Source organism: Pseudomonas sp. MF6394 (assembly GCF_002018845.1).
GTDB classification, from domain to species: Bacteria; Pseudomonadota; Gammaproteobacteria; order Pseudomonadales; family Pseudomonadaceae; genus Aquipseudomonas; species Aquipseudomonas lactis.
This window is the reverse complement of the sequence record NZ_MVOJ01000005.1, coordinates 248,222-264,525: the sequence shown is the minus strand read 5'-3', so window position 1 is coordinate 264,525 and position 16,304 is coordinate 248,222. Positions and strand designations below refer to the sequence as shown.

Annotated in this window: 17 protein-coding genes; 7 read left to right on the top strand and 10 right to left on the bottom strand. The window is 61.2% G+C overall.

Annotation, left to right across the window (positions count from 1 at the left end; genetic code table 11):
* Nucleotides 1-44 precede the first annotated feature (44 nt).
* Genes MF6394_RS08415 through MF6394_RS08390 form a run of 6 tightly spaced genes read right to left on the bottom strand, consistent with a single transcriptional unit; the run spans nt 45 to nt 4,031 of the window.
* Complete coding sequence (locus tag MF6394_RS08415) at nt 45-749, bottom strand: fimbria/pilus chaperone family protein (RefSeq protein ID WP_044271993.1); 705 nt, start codon at nt 747-749, stop codon at nt 45-47.
* 33 nt (nt 750-782) lie between these two features.
* Nucleotides 783-1,466, bottom strand: coding sequence for a DUF1120 domain-containing protein (locus tag MF6394_RS08410; RefSeq protein ID WP_078466478.1), 684 nt, complete (start codon nt 1,464-1,466; stop codon nt 783-785).
* Between the two features lie 3 nt (nt 1,467-1,469).
* The gene (locus tag MF6394_RS08405) at nt 1,470-2,090 is read right to left on the bottom strand and encodes a DUF1120 domain-containing protein (RefSeq protein ID WP_047712648.1); all 621 of its coding nucleotides are present in this window, start codon (nt 2,088-2,090) and stop codon (nt 1,470-1,472) included.
* A gap of 11 nt (nt 2,091-2,101) precedes the next feature.
* Nucleotides 2,102-2,722, bottom strand: a complete 621-nt coding sequence (locus MF6394_RS08400) for a DUF1120 domain-containing protein (protein ID WP_044271998.1) — start codon at nt 2,720-2,722, stop codon at nt 2,102-2,104.
* A gap of 28 nt (nt 2,723-2,750) precedes the next feature.
* Complete coding sequence (locus tag MF6394_RS08395; RefSeq protein ID WP_078466477.1) at nt 2,751-3,392, bottom strand: DUF1120 domain-containing protein; 642 nt, start codon at nt 3,390-3,392, stop codon at nt 2,751-2,753.
* A gap of 15 nt (nt 3,393-3,407) precedes the next feature.
* Nucleotides 3,408-4,031 carry a DUF1120 domain-containing protein gene (locus MF6394_RS08390; protein ID WP_032893448.1) on the bottom strand — a complete coding sequence of 208 codons (624 nt, stop codon included), beginning with the start codon at nt 4,029-4,031 and terminating at the stop codon, nt 3,408-3,410.
* Between the two features lie 384 nt (nt 4,032-4,415).
* Here MF6394_RS08390 and MF6394_RS08385 point away from each other — a divergent pair, with 384 nt between their 5' ends.
* The 5 genes from MF6394_RS08385 (at nt 4,416) to MF6394_RS08365 (ending at nt 7,956) form a co-directional block, all read left to right on the top strand.
* Nucleotides 4,416-5,234: a response regulator gene (locus MF6394_RS08385; RefSeq protein WP_078466476.1), complete on the top strand. Its 819-nt coding sequence runs from the start codon at nt 4,416-4,418 to the stop codon at nt 5,232-5,234.
* Nucleotides 5,235-5,432: 198 nt separating this feature from the next.
* Entirely contained in the window at nt 5,433-6,068 is a 636-nt protein-coding gene (locus MF6394_RS08380) for a response regulator transcription factor (protein ID WP_032893444.1), read from the top strand.
* A gap of 90 nt (nt 6,069-6,158) precedes the next feature.
* On the top strand, nt 6,159-6,629 hold the full coding sequence (locus MF6394_RS08375) for a nuclear transport factor 2 family protein (protein ID WP_078466475.1): 471 nt from the start codon (nt 6,159-6,161) through the stop codon (nt 6,627-6,629).
* Nucleotides 6,630-6,666: 37 nt separating this feature from the next.
* Nucleotides 6,667-6,939, top strand: coding sequence for a GIY-YIG nuclease family protein (locus MF6394_RS08370; protein WP_032897605.1), 273 nt, complete (start codon nt 6,667-6,669; stop codon nt 6,937-6,939).
* Between the two features lie 75 nt (nt 6,940-7,014).
* On the top strand, nt 7,015-7,956 hold the full coding sequence (locus tag MF6394_RS08365; RefSeq protein ID WP_078466474.1) for a glutathione S-transferase family protein: 942 nt from the start codon (nt 7,015-7,017) through the stop codon (nt 7,954-7,956).
* A gap of 566 nt (nt 7,957-8,522) precedes the next feature.
* Here MF6394_RS08365 and holA read toward each other — a convergent pair.
* From holA to leuS, 3 genes are all read right to left on the bottom strand, one after another.
* Nucleotides 8,523-9,560 (bottom strand): DNA polymerase III subunit delta, encoded by a 1,038-nt coding sequence (gene holA, locus MF6394_RS08360; protein ID WP_032895162.1) that lies wholly within the window; start codon nt 9,558-9,560, stop codon nt 8,523-8,525.
* Between the two features lie 39 nt (nt 9,561-9,599).
* Entirely contained in the window at nt 9,600-10,205 is a 606-nt protein-coding gene (locus MF6394_RS08355) for an LPS-assembly lipoprotein LptE (protein WP_014720078.1), read from the bottom strand.
* Between the two features lie 88 nt (nt 10,206-10,293).
* Nucleotides 10,294-12,900: a leucine--tRNA ligase gene (gene leuS / locus MF6394_RS08350; RefSeq protein WP_078466473.1), complete on the bottom strand. Its 2,607-nt coding sequence runs from the start codon at nt 12,898-12,900 to the stop codon at nt 10,294-10,296.
* 261 nt (nt 12,901-13,161) lie between these two features.
* Here leuS and MF6394_RS08345 point away from each other — a divergent pair, with 261 nt between their 5' ends.
* Both MF6394_RS08345 and MF6394_RS08340 read left to right on the top strand, forming a co-directional pair.
* Nucleotides 13,162-13,467, top strand: a complete 306-nt coding sequence (locus MF6394_RS08345; RefSeq protein WP_057711032.1) for a hypothetical protein — start codon at nt 13,162-13,164, stop codon at nt 13,465-13,467.
* A gap of 97 nt (nt 13,468-13,564) precedes the next feature.
* Entirely contained in the window at nt 13,565-14,326 is a 762-nt protein-coding gene (locus tag MF6394_RS08340; protein ID WP_047711857.1) for a YdcF family protein, read from the top strand.
* Nucleotides 14,327-14,780: 454 nt separating this feature from the next.
* Here the strand turns inward: MF6394_RS08340 and lnt are convergent, their stop codons facing one another.
* Complete coding sequence (gene lnt / locus MF6394_RS08330) at nt 14,781-16,304, bottom strand: apolipoprotein N-acyltransferase (protein WP_047711856.1); 1,524 nt, start codon at nt 16,302-16,304, stop codon at nt 14,781-14,783.

The window sequence follows — 16,304 nt, the reverse complement described above, 5'->3', positions numbered from 1 at the left end:
GTTACTCAGGCGGCGCAGGGGGGTACGCCGCCTGGGGTGTTCCGTCAAAAGCTGATTGGTGCGTCGTAAGCCTTGACCGCGAACCCGTACACCGTGGCCGGCTGCAGCCTGACTGTCTTGGCCTGGCTGCTGCTGGCCGGCACGCTCAAGGCTTCGCCGGGCAGCACATACGTACGCGGCAGCAGGGCCTTGCCGTCGCCTGGCAGCAGTAACAACTCCTGCGCGAGACGCACCACATAGGGCGTGTCGTTGCGCACCTGCAACTGGCCGTCGCGCAGTGTCCAGGTCAGGTCGGTCCAGGGCGTACGGTTGGGCGCCAGGCCCTTGGGGTGCACGATCACCGGCAGGTTCTGGCGCACGGTCACGCCCACGCGGGCATGCCCGGCGGCTGTGGCGGCGCGGCCTTGGGGCATGCCTTCGAACACCGCGCGTTTAAGCCGCTGGGTCAGTAACGGTTGCTGGTTTTGCAGAATAAAACGCACCAGCTGGGATTTGGACGCTTCGACGCGTGACAGCGGCGGTGTCACCACCAGCAGCGGTTCGGTGTCTTCCGGAATGTCCTGCAAGGTCACATGCAATAGGGCGAGTTGGCTGTCGGTGTTGGTCACCGACACGGCCGCTTCGCCTTCGGCCTCGTGCACGATCACCACGGAGGTGTCCGGGACCATGCCGTCGGCTTTAACCTGGTCGCCGAGCATCAAGAGCAAGGCAATCAGGCCGACAGCGGTGTTTGAGAATGTCGTCGTCATGACGGGTTTCCATTAGCCAATAAAGAGGGGCGGTCAGAGGTAGCGCAGGTCCAGGACGATGGCACCGTCGAGCGGGACTTCCTGGTCCAGGGTCAGGTACTGGGAAAAGTTGATGGCGGTGCTCACCTGAACCTGGACGGTCAGTTGGCCGATGAAGTCCGGTTGACGGTCGCCGACTGGCGCAAAGGCCATGTAGGTGCGGGGGTAGGCATTGGGCTCCTGGGACCAGGTTTCACCGTTGTCGCTGGACGCCATTACCTGCATGGCCTGCGCATCGCCCACCGCGTTGCGATAGGCCAACGCCACAGAACCCAGGCGCTCTTCGGGGACGTGGATATTCCTGCCCAGCCCGTAGAAATAATCAGGGGCCGACGAGGAGTCGGCGCGCTCGTCAATGCCCACCAACGCAAACAGCATGGGCCTGGCGCACTGCACACGCAGGTCGAGCGTCTGGATGGGCAGCACGGTGAACTCGTCGGCGTTGAGGCTGTGGGCAGGAATCTTGCCGTGATCGACGGTGCCGTCATTGGTCAGCTCGATATGGCAGGCGTCCGGGGTGACCCGGCCGGTAACCGTAAGGTCGACAGCCGACGCTGCGTGGGCATCGGTCATCGCGGCCAGGCCAAGCACCATGACCACATTTCGCCCCCATGCCATCAGCATGGGCAACGCCAGACGCCGCCCATGCCTGCCACTATTCAAGGACGGGGCGGCCATGGGTCAGAGGTACTTCACTTCAAGGGTGGCGGAGCCGTCGATGGTGACTTCGTTGCTGAGGTCCATCCCGGCAGTGCCCATGATGAAGGTGTGTACTTGCAGATCGACCAGCAGGTCTTTGACAGGTAACGGCTGGCTGTCGTCATCCATTGCGGCGACCGACATGTATAGGCCCGAATCCCAGAACTTTTCTTTAAACCAGGTATTACCTTGGTCGTACGATGCAATGGGTTGCACCACTACACCATCCTCTGCCAGTGGATTGGCCAGCGTGAGGTTGTATCCCCCGAGCTTCTGGGTGTCATTGATAAAGCCCAGGCCGTAATTCGAACCGATACTTGAGGAGGCACGGTTATCGATCGAGTGCAGGGCGAACTTGATTGGCGCGTCGCAATTGACGGCTAGGATCAGGGTATGGTTGCCAATGACTGTCGGGTTGTCCGGTTTCAGATCCTTGGCGGAGATCTTGCCATGGTCGATCACTCCCCCACCGGACAGGCTCGGTGTGCAGGCGCTGGGCACGATCAGGCCTTTGACAGTCAGGTCCACGCTGGAGGCGGCGAAGGTGTTGGCCGAGTGAAGCAGCAGCACGCTGGCGGCCAGGGTGGTCAATCGGGTTTTCATCGGGAGGCTCCTTAGAGGTAATTGACTTGCACAGTGGCGTGGCCGTCGATGGGCACTTCGTCGGTCAGCGTCAGGTTGCTGGCGGGGGCGATGTGGGTAATCAGGCGTATTTCGGCGTCCAACGCCTGGATCGCAATCGGCGCCAGGCCGTCGCTGTCGGCGACGGCCGTCAACAAGGTGTGGCTGAGCATCACCGAGGGGATCCAGGTCACGCCGCCATCCCGGGAGGTGATGGTGCGTACCGGGATGCCATCGGCCACCGGGCTATACAGGCCAAGCCCGGCATCGCCGACTTTTTCATCACTGGGCGTCATCCCCAGGCCGTGCCAGCTGAAGTGGCTGGCGGCAGTGCCCGCACGGTTGTCGATGGTGTTCAGGGTGAAAATGGTCGGCCCTTCGCAACGCACACTCAGCAGCAGGGTTTCCCTGGGCAGGTCGGTGTAGGTGTCGGCATTGAGGTCTTTGACCGACACCTTGCCGAAGTCGACGGTGCCGCCGCCGGAGACCACGGGCGCGCAGGCGCTGGGGGTGATGACCCCTTTGACCGTCAAGTCCTGGCTACTGGCGGCCCATACCGGGCCGGCGCCGATCAGCAACAATGTCGCGGTGAGGGTAGTGAGGGGGCTAACCATGGGTCACGTCCTGTGGGTGGGTTGGCGATTACAGGTATTTCACTTCAAGGGTGGCGGAGCCGTTGATCGGCACTTCTGTGCTCAGGTCCATGCCGGCAGTGGGAGCGATCACGGTTTGCACCATCAGGTCTGCCGTGACCTGCTGGACCGGGGAGGGTGCCCAACTGCCGGAGGAGCGATCGCCAAACGAAGCGTGGGAGGTAATCGGCCAGGCGTCACCTGGGTAACTTTCATGCCAGGTGAGACCGTTATCCACAGATTCAATTGTGGAGATCACCGCGCCGTCAGCCATAGCATTACTTAGCGCCAGTAGGTATTCGCCCAATTTCTTGTCGCCAACCAAACCCAAGCCATAGCTGTTTCGTGAGTCAAACGCGTTACCGATATTATCGATGCCCTTTAGAGCCAACAGGGTTGGCGCATCACAGGTAATCGCCAGTTGCAGGGTGTGGTTGTCCAGCATTGTCCAGTGGTCGGGCTTCAAATCCTTGGCTGCGACTTTGCCGTGGTCGACGAGGCCGCCGCTGGAAAGGCTGGGCGCACAGGCGCTGGGCGTGATCAGGCCCTTGACGGTCAGGTCGACGCTGCTGGCGGCGCACACGGCGTTGGACAGGGCGAGCAGCAGGGCGAGCAGCAGGGCACCGCCCAGCAGGGGCATGCAGGTTTTCATGTGGGAGGCGTCCATTTACAGGTACTTGACTTCAAAGGTCGCGGAACCGTCGATCGCGACTTCGTCGGTCAATGTCAGGTCTTTTGCGGGATTAATCGTCGCTTCGAGCGTGACATCCATGACCGCGTCCTTGATAGGGTGAGGCGCCCAACCGCTGTCGCCCCGACTACCCAGCGCCACCAGTACGTGGGGGCCAATGACTTCGTCAGACAGCAGCGTCACCCAGAACCCGTCAGCGTTGTACATGGCCAACAGGGTGGAGGGGGTTTCGGCCACCGGGTTGGTGAACGCCAGCAGATACCGCCCCAGCTTCTGGTTTTCGTTGGTCATGCCCAGGCCAAAGTAAAACCTGTTAACCGCAGAGCCGGCTCGATTGTCGATGGGCTGGATGGCGAACAGCGTTGCTGCATCGCAGTTCACGCTCAGTGGCACGGTCTTGCGTTCAAGCAAGGTACCGGTGTCGATATTCAGGTCTTTTGCCGCGATTTTTCCGAAGTCGATATCACCTGGCAGGCTCGGTGTACAAGCGCTGGGCGTGATCAACCCTTTGACACTCAGGTCGACGCTGCTGGCGGCAAACACCGAGGATGTCATGGTGAGCAGCAGGGCACTGCTCAACAGGGATACAGGGGTTTTCATTTCCAATTGTTCCATTGCAGTCTGGCAGATAGAGACGCGTACAGGTCAGCGCTCGGCCCTGTGTGGGCGAGTGGTTGGCGTGGTGGCGTTCTCACTGTTTTTTTGCGTTGCCGGGAAGTGGCAAACCGTCCCTCTTTTGGGGTGGGCACAATTTAGCGAGGGGGCTTTGAGGGGGAAATACAACTAATACGACATTGGCGGGTTGGGCTGTAAACGCGGTGCGGGACGGTAGATTTTCGCGGCGTTTTTCGTAGTTGTTGTATCGGCGTAAGGCCATTCAAAAGGTTATAGGTTGAAAGCCGATAACAATCAAAAGGGTGCGCCTGGCATTGCTGTATCAGTGCCCTGGATGGCTGCCGAATTAATCACCACGAAGAGGTACTGATGGGTTCGCCAGGAGGTTCAACCGCAGGAGCGAGCCGGACAGTCAAACCGCCTTTTTCTCCCCCGCCTCATTGGCAGGACTTGAATGTTCTGGTCGTGGAGGATCATTCAGCCTATCGCCTGTTGCTGGGTTGGTTGTTGCAAAAACTGGGGCTCGGACACGCGTTGGCCACCGATGGCTTTATGGGATTGGACGCCTTTACCAACCGGCCCTTCGACCTGGTGATCAGTGATTGCCGGATGCCCTTCATGGACGGTTACAGCATGGCCCGTGCGATTCGCCAGCATGAGCGCGAGCACGGGTTGAAGCGGGTGCCCATCATTGCCTTGACCGCCAACCTGCAAAACGACAGCCCCCAACGTTGCTGCAAGGCCGGCATGGATGCCTGGCTGCTCAAACCCCTGACCCTTGAACAACTGCACGCCGTGCTGGTGCGCTGGTTACCGGGCGGGGAAGGCCGTTCTGTCGAGCCATACGCTGCTGCTGCGGTGGCGAACTGGCCCACCCGAGCCACGCTTGTGACCACGTTTGGCAGCGACCTGGTCGTCGACCAAATGCTGGAAACCCTGTTGATGGAGGCCTGGGAAGACCAGCGGGTGTTACGTCATGCCCGTGTGACGTTGAACGCGTCATTGACCGCCGAGCGTCTGCATCGGCTGGTGGGCAGCCTGGTATTTCTGGGCGGCACGGGGTTGGAATCCAGTGCCGTGAGCTTGATCGAGCAGGTCCAGGCCGAGGGTGTCGCTACGCATAAGGCGCAACTGGAAGTGTTTGAAGCACGGCTGTGCGCTTATCTGGAGTATCTGTCTGAGTTGTGAAGAATGCTGTTGCAGAGCGTTATACCTGGTCGTTGGTCTAAGTTTGGCTGTAGGTATTTTCCTATTGTGTTGTAGTCCAAAAAACAGCCACTACTGAACATTGGGTTCGGCCGCAAGCGCCTCTTTGTTAGCAGTTGTTGATGATCGCAGGCAGAGGTATTTTGCGCGGATTCAAGTTGCCATCATTCGTGGGTGCCTATGCTTCGAGTAATTATTGCTGACGATCACCCTATTGTCCGGGTCGGACAGAAAGTTGTGATCGAGGCGAATGGCAAGTGCAAAGTGGTCGGTGAGGCCGACGGTCCCGATCAGTTACTCGACGTGCTCAGTCGCACGCCGTGCGACGTACTGGTCACGGACTTCGCCATGCCAGGCGGCCAGCAGGCCGATGGCTACTGCTTGTTGGGCCTGTTGCAGCGCCAGTATCCGCAGTTGCCGGTGGTACTGGTCACCATGTTCGCCAACGTCGCCACGTTACGCGCAGCCTTTGCCCACGGCGCCAGGGCAGTGGTCGCCAAAAGTGCTTCGGCCAAGGAGTTGCCCTTGGCGATCAAGGCGGTGTGTGCTGGCCAGACCTTCGCCAGTGAATGCCTGCGGGTGCAACTGGTGGAAGCCGGCACTGGCGATCAATCCCAGGAGCCGCAGTTGTCCGGCAAGGAACGCGAAGTGGTGCGCATGCTGGCCAGCGGCATGACCGTCAGCCAGATTGCAGCCCAGGTCAACCGCAGCATCTCCACCATCAGCAAGCAAAAAAGCACGGCGATGCAGCGCCTGAGTATTTCCACCGACGTTGACTTGTTCGCTTATGCCCGCAGTACCGGGATAGCGCCGTAGCGCGCTTATTTGCGTGGCGAATGACAGTAGCCATGACGGCCTGGGCGGCTTATCGTGCGCCTACTCTTTTGACGCCTGCGGAGCCTGCCCATGAGTGATGCCCATAATGCCCTGATCAGCCAGTTCTACAGCGCCTTCCAGCGTCTGGATGCCGAGGCCATGGTCGCCTGCTACAGCGATGACGTGGTGTTCAGCGACCCGGCCTTTGGTGAACTGCGAGGCCGTGACGCAGGGGACATGTGGCGCATGCTCACCACCCGTGCCAAGGACTTTTCGTTGACCTTCGACCAGGTGCGCAGCGACGAGCGCACCGGCAGTGCGCATTGGGTGGCCACCTACCTGTTCAGCACAACCGGCAATACGGTGGTCAACGATATCCAGGCGCGTTTTGTGCTGCGCGACGGCAAGATCTGCGAGCACCACGACCACTTCGACCTGTGGCGCTGGTCGCGCCAGGCGTTGGGCACCAAGGGCCTGCTGTTGGGCTGGACGCCGCTGGTACGCAATGCCGTACGCGCCCAGGCGAACAAAGGCCTGAAGGCATTCCAGGCCAGTCGTTGATAAACTGCGCGCCCCTTTTGCCTTGCCGAACCTGTCCGTGAGTACGCCTGAACCCAAGCCTTGGTATGTCTACCTGGTGCGCGCCGCCAATGGCGCGCTGTATTGCGGCATCAGCAACGACCCGGTGCGCCGGTTCGCTTCGCACCAAAGCGGCAAGGGCGCGCGGTTTTTTCTGTCCAGCCCCGCAGTGGCGCTGGTGTACACCGAGCAATGCGCGAGCAAGGGTGAGGCGCTGCGCCAGGAGCGCCTGATCAAAAAGTTGAAGAAGAGCGCCAAGGAATGCCTGGCCGCAAATGGCTCATCACTCTGACTGATAGGTTCCCATCACGCAGTCAGGACCGTTTGCGCGGTAATCTGCGTGCTCATTCGCCAAGCGGAAATCCGTATGTCTGAGCTCATCCTGCACCATTACCCGACCTCACCCTTTGCGGAAAAAGCGCGGCTGTTGCTGGGCTTTAAAGGCCTGTCCTGGCATTCCGTACACATCTCGCCGGTGATGCCCAAGCCCGACTTGACGGCCTTGACCGGCGGCTACCGCAAAACTCCGGTGCTGCAGGTGGGAGCGGATATCTATTGCGACACCGCCCTGATCGCTCGCCGCCTGGAGCAGGAAAAGTCCTCGCCGGCCCTGTTTCCGCTGGGCCAGGAAATGATCACCCAGACCTTCGCCACCTGGGCCGACAGCGTGGTGTTCGCCCATGCCGTCAGCCTGGTGTTCCAGCCCGAATCGGTGGCGGTGCGCTTTGGCAAGTTACCGCCCGAGGCCATCAAGGCCTTTATCGCTGACCGCGCCGCGCTGTTCAGTGGCGGCACGACGAGCAAGCTCCCGGCTGAACTGGCCAAGCACCAATGGCCGGCGATCATGGCGCGGTTGGAGCAACAGTTGCAGCGCGAGTCCGGCGACTTTCTGTTCGGCGCGCCGTCGATTGCCGACTTTGCCTTGGCCCACTCGCTTTGGTTCCTCAAGGCCACGCCGGTCACCGCGCCGCTGGTGGATGCTTACCCGGCCGTGCTGGCCTGGCTGGGGCGCGTGCTGGGTTTTGGTCATGGAACTGCCAGTCAGATGACCGCGGAGCAGGCTTTGGATATCGCCCGCAATGCTACACCGGCACCTCTGCCGGATGAGGTGTTCGAGGATTTGAACGGCTTTAAGGTGGGTCAGGAGGTGACCATTGCGGCTATCGACTATGGCGTTGATCCGGTGGCTGGCGAGTTGCTGTTCGCTGGGCGTGAAGAGCTGATCCTGCGTCGCACGGATGAGCGTGGTGGTACGGTGCATGTGCATTTCCCGCGCTGGGGGTTTCGTATCCAGGGCATAGGTGCCTGAAGGGTGAACTAATCACTCCTGTAGGCACTACGTGGCCAGTGGGGGAGCTGGCTTGCCTGCGATGGCGGCCTGACAGCCGACACCTATCTACCTGATACCCCACGATCCAACTGTGGGAGCGGGCTTGCTCGCGAAGGCTGCCTGACAGTCAACACGGTTGGATTGTGTACATATCCATTGCTGCGGTAACGGCTACTTAGGGTTCCGCCCTGACGGCGGCTCACTTTTGAAAAGCGCAAAAGTAAGCAAAACGCTCTTGCCCCACCACTCGGCACCTCGCTTAGGCTCGGTGTGCCCGTAATCCGCCAGTGATTTGGGGGGCCGCCGCCACGCGCCATCCATGGCGCGGGGCGGCTAAACCGGCATCCCTGCCGGTTTACCCCCCAAATCCCTGTCGAATTCCGGCCAGCGTGGTTTGACGGGGCGCTTAAGATCAAGATCACAAGCAGATCAAGAGCAAGAGCAGCTCGCTTCGCATCGTGGTTAGCGTTGAGCGAAATGGGCCAACTGGCCCCATCGCAGGCAAGCCAGCTCCCACAGGGTTTTGTGGTGTGGTGCTGAGGGGGTTATTCGGCAGGCAATGCCAGGCGCTGGCCGGCCATCAGCAGCGACAGACGGCTCAGGCTCATCCATGGCGAGCCGGCTGCCTGGCCTTTGATCTGTGCATCGATGCGCTGTGCTTCCAGCAGCAGTTGCGCCCAGCGTTGCGCCGAGTGCCGTTGCAGGGCTTTGCTCATCAGGGGTTTGCGTTTGTCCCACACCGGTGGCCGGGCCTGGCTGAAGCATTTGTCCAGCGGGGTGCCCTGGCTGTATTGCAGGGCAATGTTCGCCAACACGCGCAGCTCACGGGCCAGGGCCCACAGGATCACCGGTGGTTCCACCCCTTCGCCGCGCAGGCCTTCGAGCATGCGCAGGGCGTGGGCGGGCTCGCCGTTGAGGATGGCGTCCACCAGGCCGAACACATCAAAGCGCGCGCTATCGGCCACTGCGCCTTGTACGGTTTCGACGGTGATCTGCCCGTCTTCAGCCATCAACTTGAGCTTTTCGATCTCCTGGGCGGCGGCAAGCAGGTTGCCTTCGACCCGAGCGGCGATCAGCTCCACGGCGTCCTGTGTCGCCGCCAGGCCTGATTGCGACAGGCGCTGACGAATCCACTGCGGCAACTGGTTGCTGTCCACCGGCCAGATCTGGATGAACTGAGTCTGTGGACCTTCGACCAGGGCCTTGCCCCACTTGGTTTTCTGAGCGCTGCCGTCGAGCTTGGGCAGGCTGATCAGCAACACGGTGTCTTCGGCGGGGCGCGAGCAGTATTCCATCAGGGCTGCCGCGCCTTTATCGCCCGGCTTGCCCGAGGGCAGGCGCAGTTCCAGCAGGCGTTTCTCGGCAAACAGCGACATGCTCGCGCCAGCTTGCAGCAGCGTGCCCCAGTCGAAACTGGCGTCAGCGCTGAACACTTGGCGTTCATCGAAGCCTTGCTGGCGTGCGGCGGTGCGGATCGCGTCGGCCGCTTCCTGGCACAGCAGCGGGTCATCGCCGCTGACGATATACACAGGCGCAAGGCCACCTTGCAGGTGTTTGGCGAGTTGGGCGGGGGCAAGTTTCATAGGCGGGGCGAACGGGGCGCCAGGGGCGCCCCGTCTGGCTTACTCGACAGGGACTTCAACAGGCGACTGTTTCGGCGTGTTGTCTTCATATTCCTGCGCGGCTTTCAGGGCGTCGGCGTCAGCCTTGGCCTTGTTGTCGGCCACTTGCTGCAGCTCAGCCAGTTTTTCCGGGGTGAGCATTTGCAGGCGAGTCATCATGCGCTGGATCAGCTCACGACGCATTTCCTTGCGCACCTGGATGGTCTCGGAGTCCGAACCCACGAGGTTGTTGCCGTCGTGGCTCACCACTTTCTGCACCTGGATCTTATCACCCATCAGCGGCAGCTGATCACGGCCTTGTATTTCGAACATCAGCGCCGTGTTCAATTCAACGTCGGACGCACGGCCGGCACTGGCGTAGCTGATATTGCGCTGGGTTTCGCGTTCATCCGTCAGGATCAGCTTGTAGGTGGCGCCGTTGTACACGTGCACACCGCTGTTTTCCAGGGTCTGGCGCAGCTGGGTGACGGTTTCGCCGTAGGCGTTGCGGGCGCTGACGTCGAGTTCCTTGAGCGACAGCTCATTGGTGCCGGTGCCGCGCAGCTGGAAGCCGCAAGCGCTCAACAGCACGGCAAGGCCCATAACCAGCAGATTGCGTTTGATCATTTTGTTGCTCCCCTTGAAACCAGGTGGGCCTTCTCGGGCCCTAAAGGTTTAGTTCGGCGTGGGGCCCAAGCCCCGCGCCCGATCCGATTTAGCTGGCGACGATATTGACCAGTTTGCCGGGCACCACGATCACCTTGCGGATGGTCAGGCCTTCGGTAAAGCGCAGCACGTTCTCATTGATACGTGCAGCTGCTTCAACCTCTTCACGGCTGGCGCTGGCCGGCATGTCGATCTGGCCACGCAGTTTACCGTTAACCTGGATGACCAGTTGCAGCGTGTCCTGTACCAGGGCGCTGTCATCCTGCACCGGCCAGGCGGCATCGATGACGGCACCGCTGTGGCCCAGGCGGCTCCACAGTTCATGGCTGATGTGCGGCGTGATCGGCGCGAGCAACAGGGTAACTGTTTCCAGGCCTTCCTGGATCAGCGCACGGTCTTGTTCGCTTGCCTGCGGGGCTTTTTCCAGCACGTTCATCAGCGTCATCACCTGGGCGATGGCGGTGTTGAATTTGTGGTTCTGCCCGACGTCCTGGCTGGCCTGGCGAATAGCCAGGTGGATGCTGCGGCGCACGGCTTTCTGCTCGTCGTTCAAGGCGCCGAGGTCCAGCTTGCCCGGCAGGCCCTGGCTGACATGGGCGTGGGCCAGGCGCCAGACGCGCTTGAGGAAACGGTGCGAGCCTTCGACACCCGAGTCGGACCATTCGGCGCTCATATCGGGCGGTGAGGCAAACATCATGAACAGGCGGCAGGTGTCGGCGCCGAACTGGTCGATCATCGACTGTGGGTCGACGCCGTTGTTCTTGGACTTGGCCATCTTCTCGGTGCCACCGATTTCCACCGGCAAACCGTCGGCTTTCAACTTGGCGCTGATGACCTTGGCCTTGCTGTCACGCTCAAGCTCGACATCCGCCGGGTTGAACCAGGTGTAGGCGCCATTGGCTTCGCGACGATAGTAAGTGTCGGCGATCACCATGCCCTGGGTCAGCAGGTTCTTGAACGGCTCATCGGAGCTCACCAGGCCTTCGTCACGCATCAGCTTGTGGAAGAAGCGCGCGTACAGCAGGTGAAGGATGGCGTGTTCGATGCCACCGATGTACTGATCCACCGGCAACCAATGGTCGGCTGCGGATTTCTCCACCAGGCCACCTTCATAGTGCGGCGAGGCGTAGCGGGCGTAGTACCACGAGGACTCGACGAAGGTGTCCATGGTGTCGGTTTCACGCTTGGCCGGCGCGCCGCATTTAGGGCAGCTGCACTCGTAGAACTCAGGCATGCGTGCCAACGGCGAGCCAGCGCCATCCGGCACTACGTCTTCTGGCAGCACGACCGGCAGTTGGTCTTCTGGCACCGGCACGTCACCACAGGTTTGGCAGTGGATGATCGGGATCGGGCAGCCCCAGTAGCGCTGGCGGCTGATGCCCCAGTCGCGCAGGCGGAACTGGGTGCGCGAGGCGCCGAGGTTTTTCTTGATCAGGGCCACTTCCATGGCGTCGAACGCGCCCTGGAAATCCAGGCCGTCGAATTCGCCGGAGTTGATCAGCGTGCCGTGCTCGCCGTAGGCGTCTTGCCACGGCGCGGGGTTGGTGTCACCCGAGCTGGTGCGCACAACCGACTTGATCGGCAGGTTGTACTTGGTGGCGAATTCGAAATCGCGCTCGTCGTGGGCCGGCACGGCCATGACGGCGCCATCGCCGTAGTGCATCAATACGTAGTTGGCGACCCATACCGGCAGCTTCTCGCCGGTCAGCGGGTGCTCGACGAACAGGCCGGTTGGCAGGCCCTTTTTCTCCTGGGTGGCGACGTCGGCTTCGGCCACGCTGCCACCTTTGCATTCAGCGATGAACGCCTGCAGCTCAGGGTTGTTCTGTGCGGCCTGGGTGGCCAGCGGGTGTTCGGCGGCCACGGCGACGTAGGTCGCGCCCATCAGGGTGTCGGGGCGGGTGGTGAACACCTTGAGTGCGCCCGCTTCGCCGATGGAGTCGACGTTGTACGGGAACTGCACTTCCATGCCTTTGGATTTGCCGATCCAGTTGCGCTGCATGGTCTTGACCTGTTCAGGCCAGCCCGGCAGATCGTCGAGGCTCGACAACAGTTCATCCGCGTAGGCGGTGATCTTGAAGTAGTACATCGGGATTTCGCGCTTTTCGATCAGCGCGCCGGAACGCCAGCCGCGACCGTCGATGACCTGTTCGTTGGCCAGTACGGTCTGGTCGATCGGGTCCCAGTTCACGGTGCCGCTTTTTTTGTAGATCACGCCTTTTTCGAACAGGCGAGTGAACAGCCATTGTTCCCAGCGGTAGTAATCGGGCTTGCAGGTGGTGACCTCGCGGGACCAGTCCACCGCCAGGCCCAGGCTGCGCAGCTGGGTCTTCATGTAGGCGATGTTTTCGTAGGTCCACTTGGCGGGCGCCACGTTGTTTTTCATCGCGGCGTTTTCTGCCGGCATGCCGAAGGCGTCCCAACCCATGGGTTGCAACACGTTCTTGCCGAGCATGCGCTGGTAGCGCGAAATCACGTCGCCGATGGTGTAGTTGCGCACGTGCCCCATGTGTAGCTTGCCGCTGGGGTAAGGGAACATCGATAGGCAGTAGTAAGTCTCCTTGCCTGGCTGTTCACTGACTTCAAAGGACTTTTGCTCGTCCCAGAAGGTTTGGGCGGCATTTTCTATTTCACGGGGCTGATATTGTTCGTGCATGGCTACTTTTGAACTGGATAGGGGTGGCCTAATCCTCTTCGGTGCACTGTCCGGGTTGTTCGACACCAAGAAGCGGCGCGTCCATGCCCAAACCCTGCGGGAAGTGGAGTTACAGGAAGCGCCGTAGCATACATGACCCCACTCTATCGAGGGAAACCCTGATTGCGCGCCAAGGGCCGTCTGTCGCGGCACCGGGCAGGCGCAGCAACGGGGGCTACGCTGTTTAGTGGGGAGCAAGTATTTCTTCAATGAGGTGAGGGGATGGTTGAATCGCAGCGAACTTTAACGAAACCGCAGTTGTACGAAGGATTGATCGACCGTTTGGGTCGGGCATTGGATGCCGCAAGAACCGCAGGCCGATTGCGTGATGAGCGGCCTCTGGAGCTGGAGTTGCGAGGCTTGAGCCAGGCGGAGCTTGAATTGATCAATAACTACCTGGCGTTGAATCACGACCGCGCCTCCCATGGGCAGGCTTCCCCGCCCGCTCATTCGGCCAAGGTCATCTGGATCAAAGACCTGGCGACCGGCCGCAGGCCAGAGAACTTGCGGTCTGTGCGGTGCAAGTGAGCCCCGCGTTATCCGTTAGCGTTATCAAAATGTTGTCGGTAAGGATTGTTGCAAAACCCCGTTGCATCTAGGCTTCGGGCATCTTTGGAGATGCCCGATGCCTTTTCGTTATTTCATTAAACAACTGTTGTTGCCGCCCGGTATTTTTCTGCTGTTGTTGGCGTGTGCCTGGTGGTTTCGCCGCAGCCGTCCGCGCCTGGCGGGCTTGTGTTTTGCCCTGGGGCTTGGCGGGATGTGGTTGATCAGCCTGCCCGTGATGGTGCAGTGGGGCGCCCGTGCCCTGGAGACAGAGCCGCCTTTGGCCCGGGAAGACTGGGCTACATTGGCCCAGCGTGCCGACGCGATTGTGGTGCTGGGCTCGGGGCGCGAGCGTGGGGACATTGCGTGGGGCAGCGACCAGCCCACTGGTATCGGCCTGGAACGTGAGCGTTTTGCCGCGCGGCTGGCCAAGGCATCCGGTTTGCCAGTGCTGACCAGCGGCGGCTTGCACTACGGCACGCCACCCAGTGAGGCCGAGCTGATGGCGGTGTCGATGCAGGATGACTTCGGCGTTAGCGTGCGCTGGAAAGAAGAACGCAGCCGCACCACCTGGGAAAACGCCCAAATGAGCGCCGAGATTTTGTTGCCGCAAGGCATCAAGCGGGTGGTGGTGGTGACCCAGGCCTGGCACATGCCGCGTTCGGTGTGGAGCTTTGAGAAAGCCGGCTTCACCGTGGTGCCGGGGCCGGTGGGCTTTCTGGGTGTGGACCATGGTCGACCGCTGGGCGGTTGGATGCCGGACGTCAAGGCGGTGTGGCAAAGCGGGCAGTTGATCAATGAAGCGGTGGGGCAGGTGGGGTATCGGTTGTTCTACCGATAGGTGCAACACAGGCGATCAATGGTGGGAGCTGGCTTGCCTGCGAAGACGGCCTGACAGTCAACACAGTTGGACCGTGTACATATCCATTCCTGCGGTAACGGCCACCTAGGGTTCCGCTCTGACAGCGGGTCACTTTTGGAAGGACCCAAAAGTAACCAAAAGGTCCTCGCCCCACCACTCGGCACCTCGCTTAGGCTCGGTGTGCCCGTAATCCGCCAGTGATTTGGGGGGCCGCCGCCACGCGCCATCCATGGCGCGGGGCGGCTAAACCGGCATCACTGCCGGTTTACCCCCCAAATCCCTGTCGAATTCCGGCCAGCGTGGTTTAACGGGGCGCCTGAGATCAAAAGCAGATCAAGATCAAGAGCGACTCGCTTCGCATCGTGGTTACCGTTGAGCGTTACAGTGTTGTGTAGATACCTATCGCCATCGCAGGCAAGCCAGCCCCCACAGGTCAGAGCGTTTTGGACATTCGTGCGGCCAGCAGAGCCCAGCCAAACAATGCCAGGCACACAATGATCAACGGCCACGAACGCCATTGCAGGTACGGCGTGAGGTTATGCATCGGCACCACCTCCCCATAGAGAATGCCGCGCTCGAACTGCGGGATCTGCGCGGTGATCTGCCCGAACGGGTTGATCAGCCCGGTCACGCCGTTGTTGGTGGCGCGGATCATCCAGCGGCCAGCCTCCAATGCACGCATCTGCGCCATTTGCAGGTGCTGCAGCGGGCCGATGGAGCGGCCGAACCAGGTGTCGTTGCTGATGGTCAGCAGCAGGTCGCTCTGGGCCGACAGGCCGGCGGCGAATTCGGGGTACACCACTTCATAGCAAATGAACGGCGCAATCTGATAACCCTTGGCCTGCAGCATGGCCTGGTCAGAAGGGCCGCGGGCGAAGTCCGACATGGGCAGGTCGAAGAAGGCAATCAGCCCACGCAGCATGTCCTGCAGCGGCACGTACTCGCCAAATGGCACCAGTTTTTGCTTGAGGTAGGTGCCGTCGCCTTCACCCACCACGGTGATGCCGTTGAAGTAGCGCTTCTGGTGGTGCACTTCTTGTCGAATCGGTACCCCGGTGATCAGCGCGGTGTCCCGGTCAGCGGCAAACTTGCCCATCATGCCCAGGTAGCCCTCCACGGACTCCTTGAGCACCGGCACGGCGGTTTCCGGCCATACCAGCAGGTCGACACGCTTGGAGCTCAGGCTCATGTCGCGGTACAGCGCCAACTGTGCATTGAGCTGGTCCGGGTCCCACTTCATGCTTTGCTCGACGTTGCCCTGGATCGCGGCCACGCTCAGCGGCGCGCCAGACGGCGATGTCCAGGCGTGATGCTTGAGCGCCAGGCCAATGGCCCAAGGCGCAACCAGCAATAACAGGCCTGCGCCGATGAAGGCATTGCGCTTGCTCGCCAGCAGGCGCGGCAGGTTGCACAGCAATGCGGCGGTGAGTGCCAGCGCGAAGGAAATCAGCCACATCCCGCCCAATGGCGCGAGGCCGGTCAACGGCCCATCGAGTTGACTGTAACCGGAGTACAACCACGGGAAACCGGTAAGGAACCAGCCCCGAAAGGCTTCCTGGCCGACCCACAACGCGGCGAACGTCAATGCGTCCGCCAGCGGTGCTTCGTTGCGGCGCAACCAGCGTGCCCATAGCCAGGCGGGCAGGGCGAAGAACCAGGCGATGGCGGCGGTGAACAGCAGCATCAGGAACCCCGCCAGCAGCACCGAAGCGCCGCCGAAGTGGTGGATGCTGTAGTAGATCCAACTGGTGCCGGCACCAAACAGGCCGAAGCCGAAACACCAGCCACGGCCCAGGGCCTGGCGGGGCGAGAGTTCCCGCAGGCCGATATAGAACAGGCCGACCGCTACCAGCGCCAACGGCCAGATATCGAACGGCGCCAGCGCCAGGGTAGTGATGGCGCCGGCCACCACGGCCAGCAGATTACCGGGCCAGCCGGGTGCGGTGAGACGGCGCAT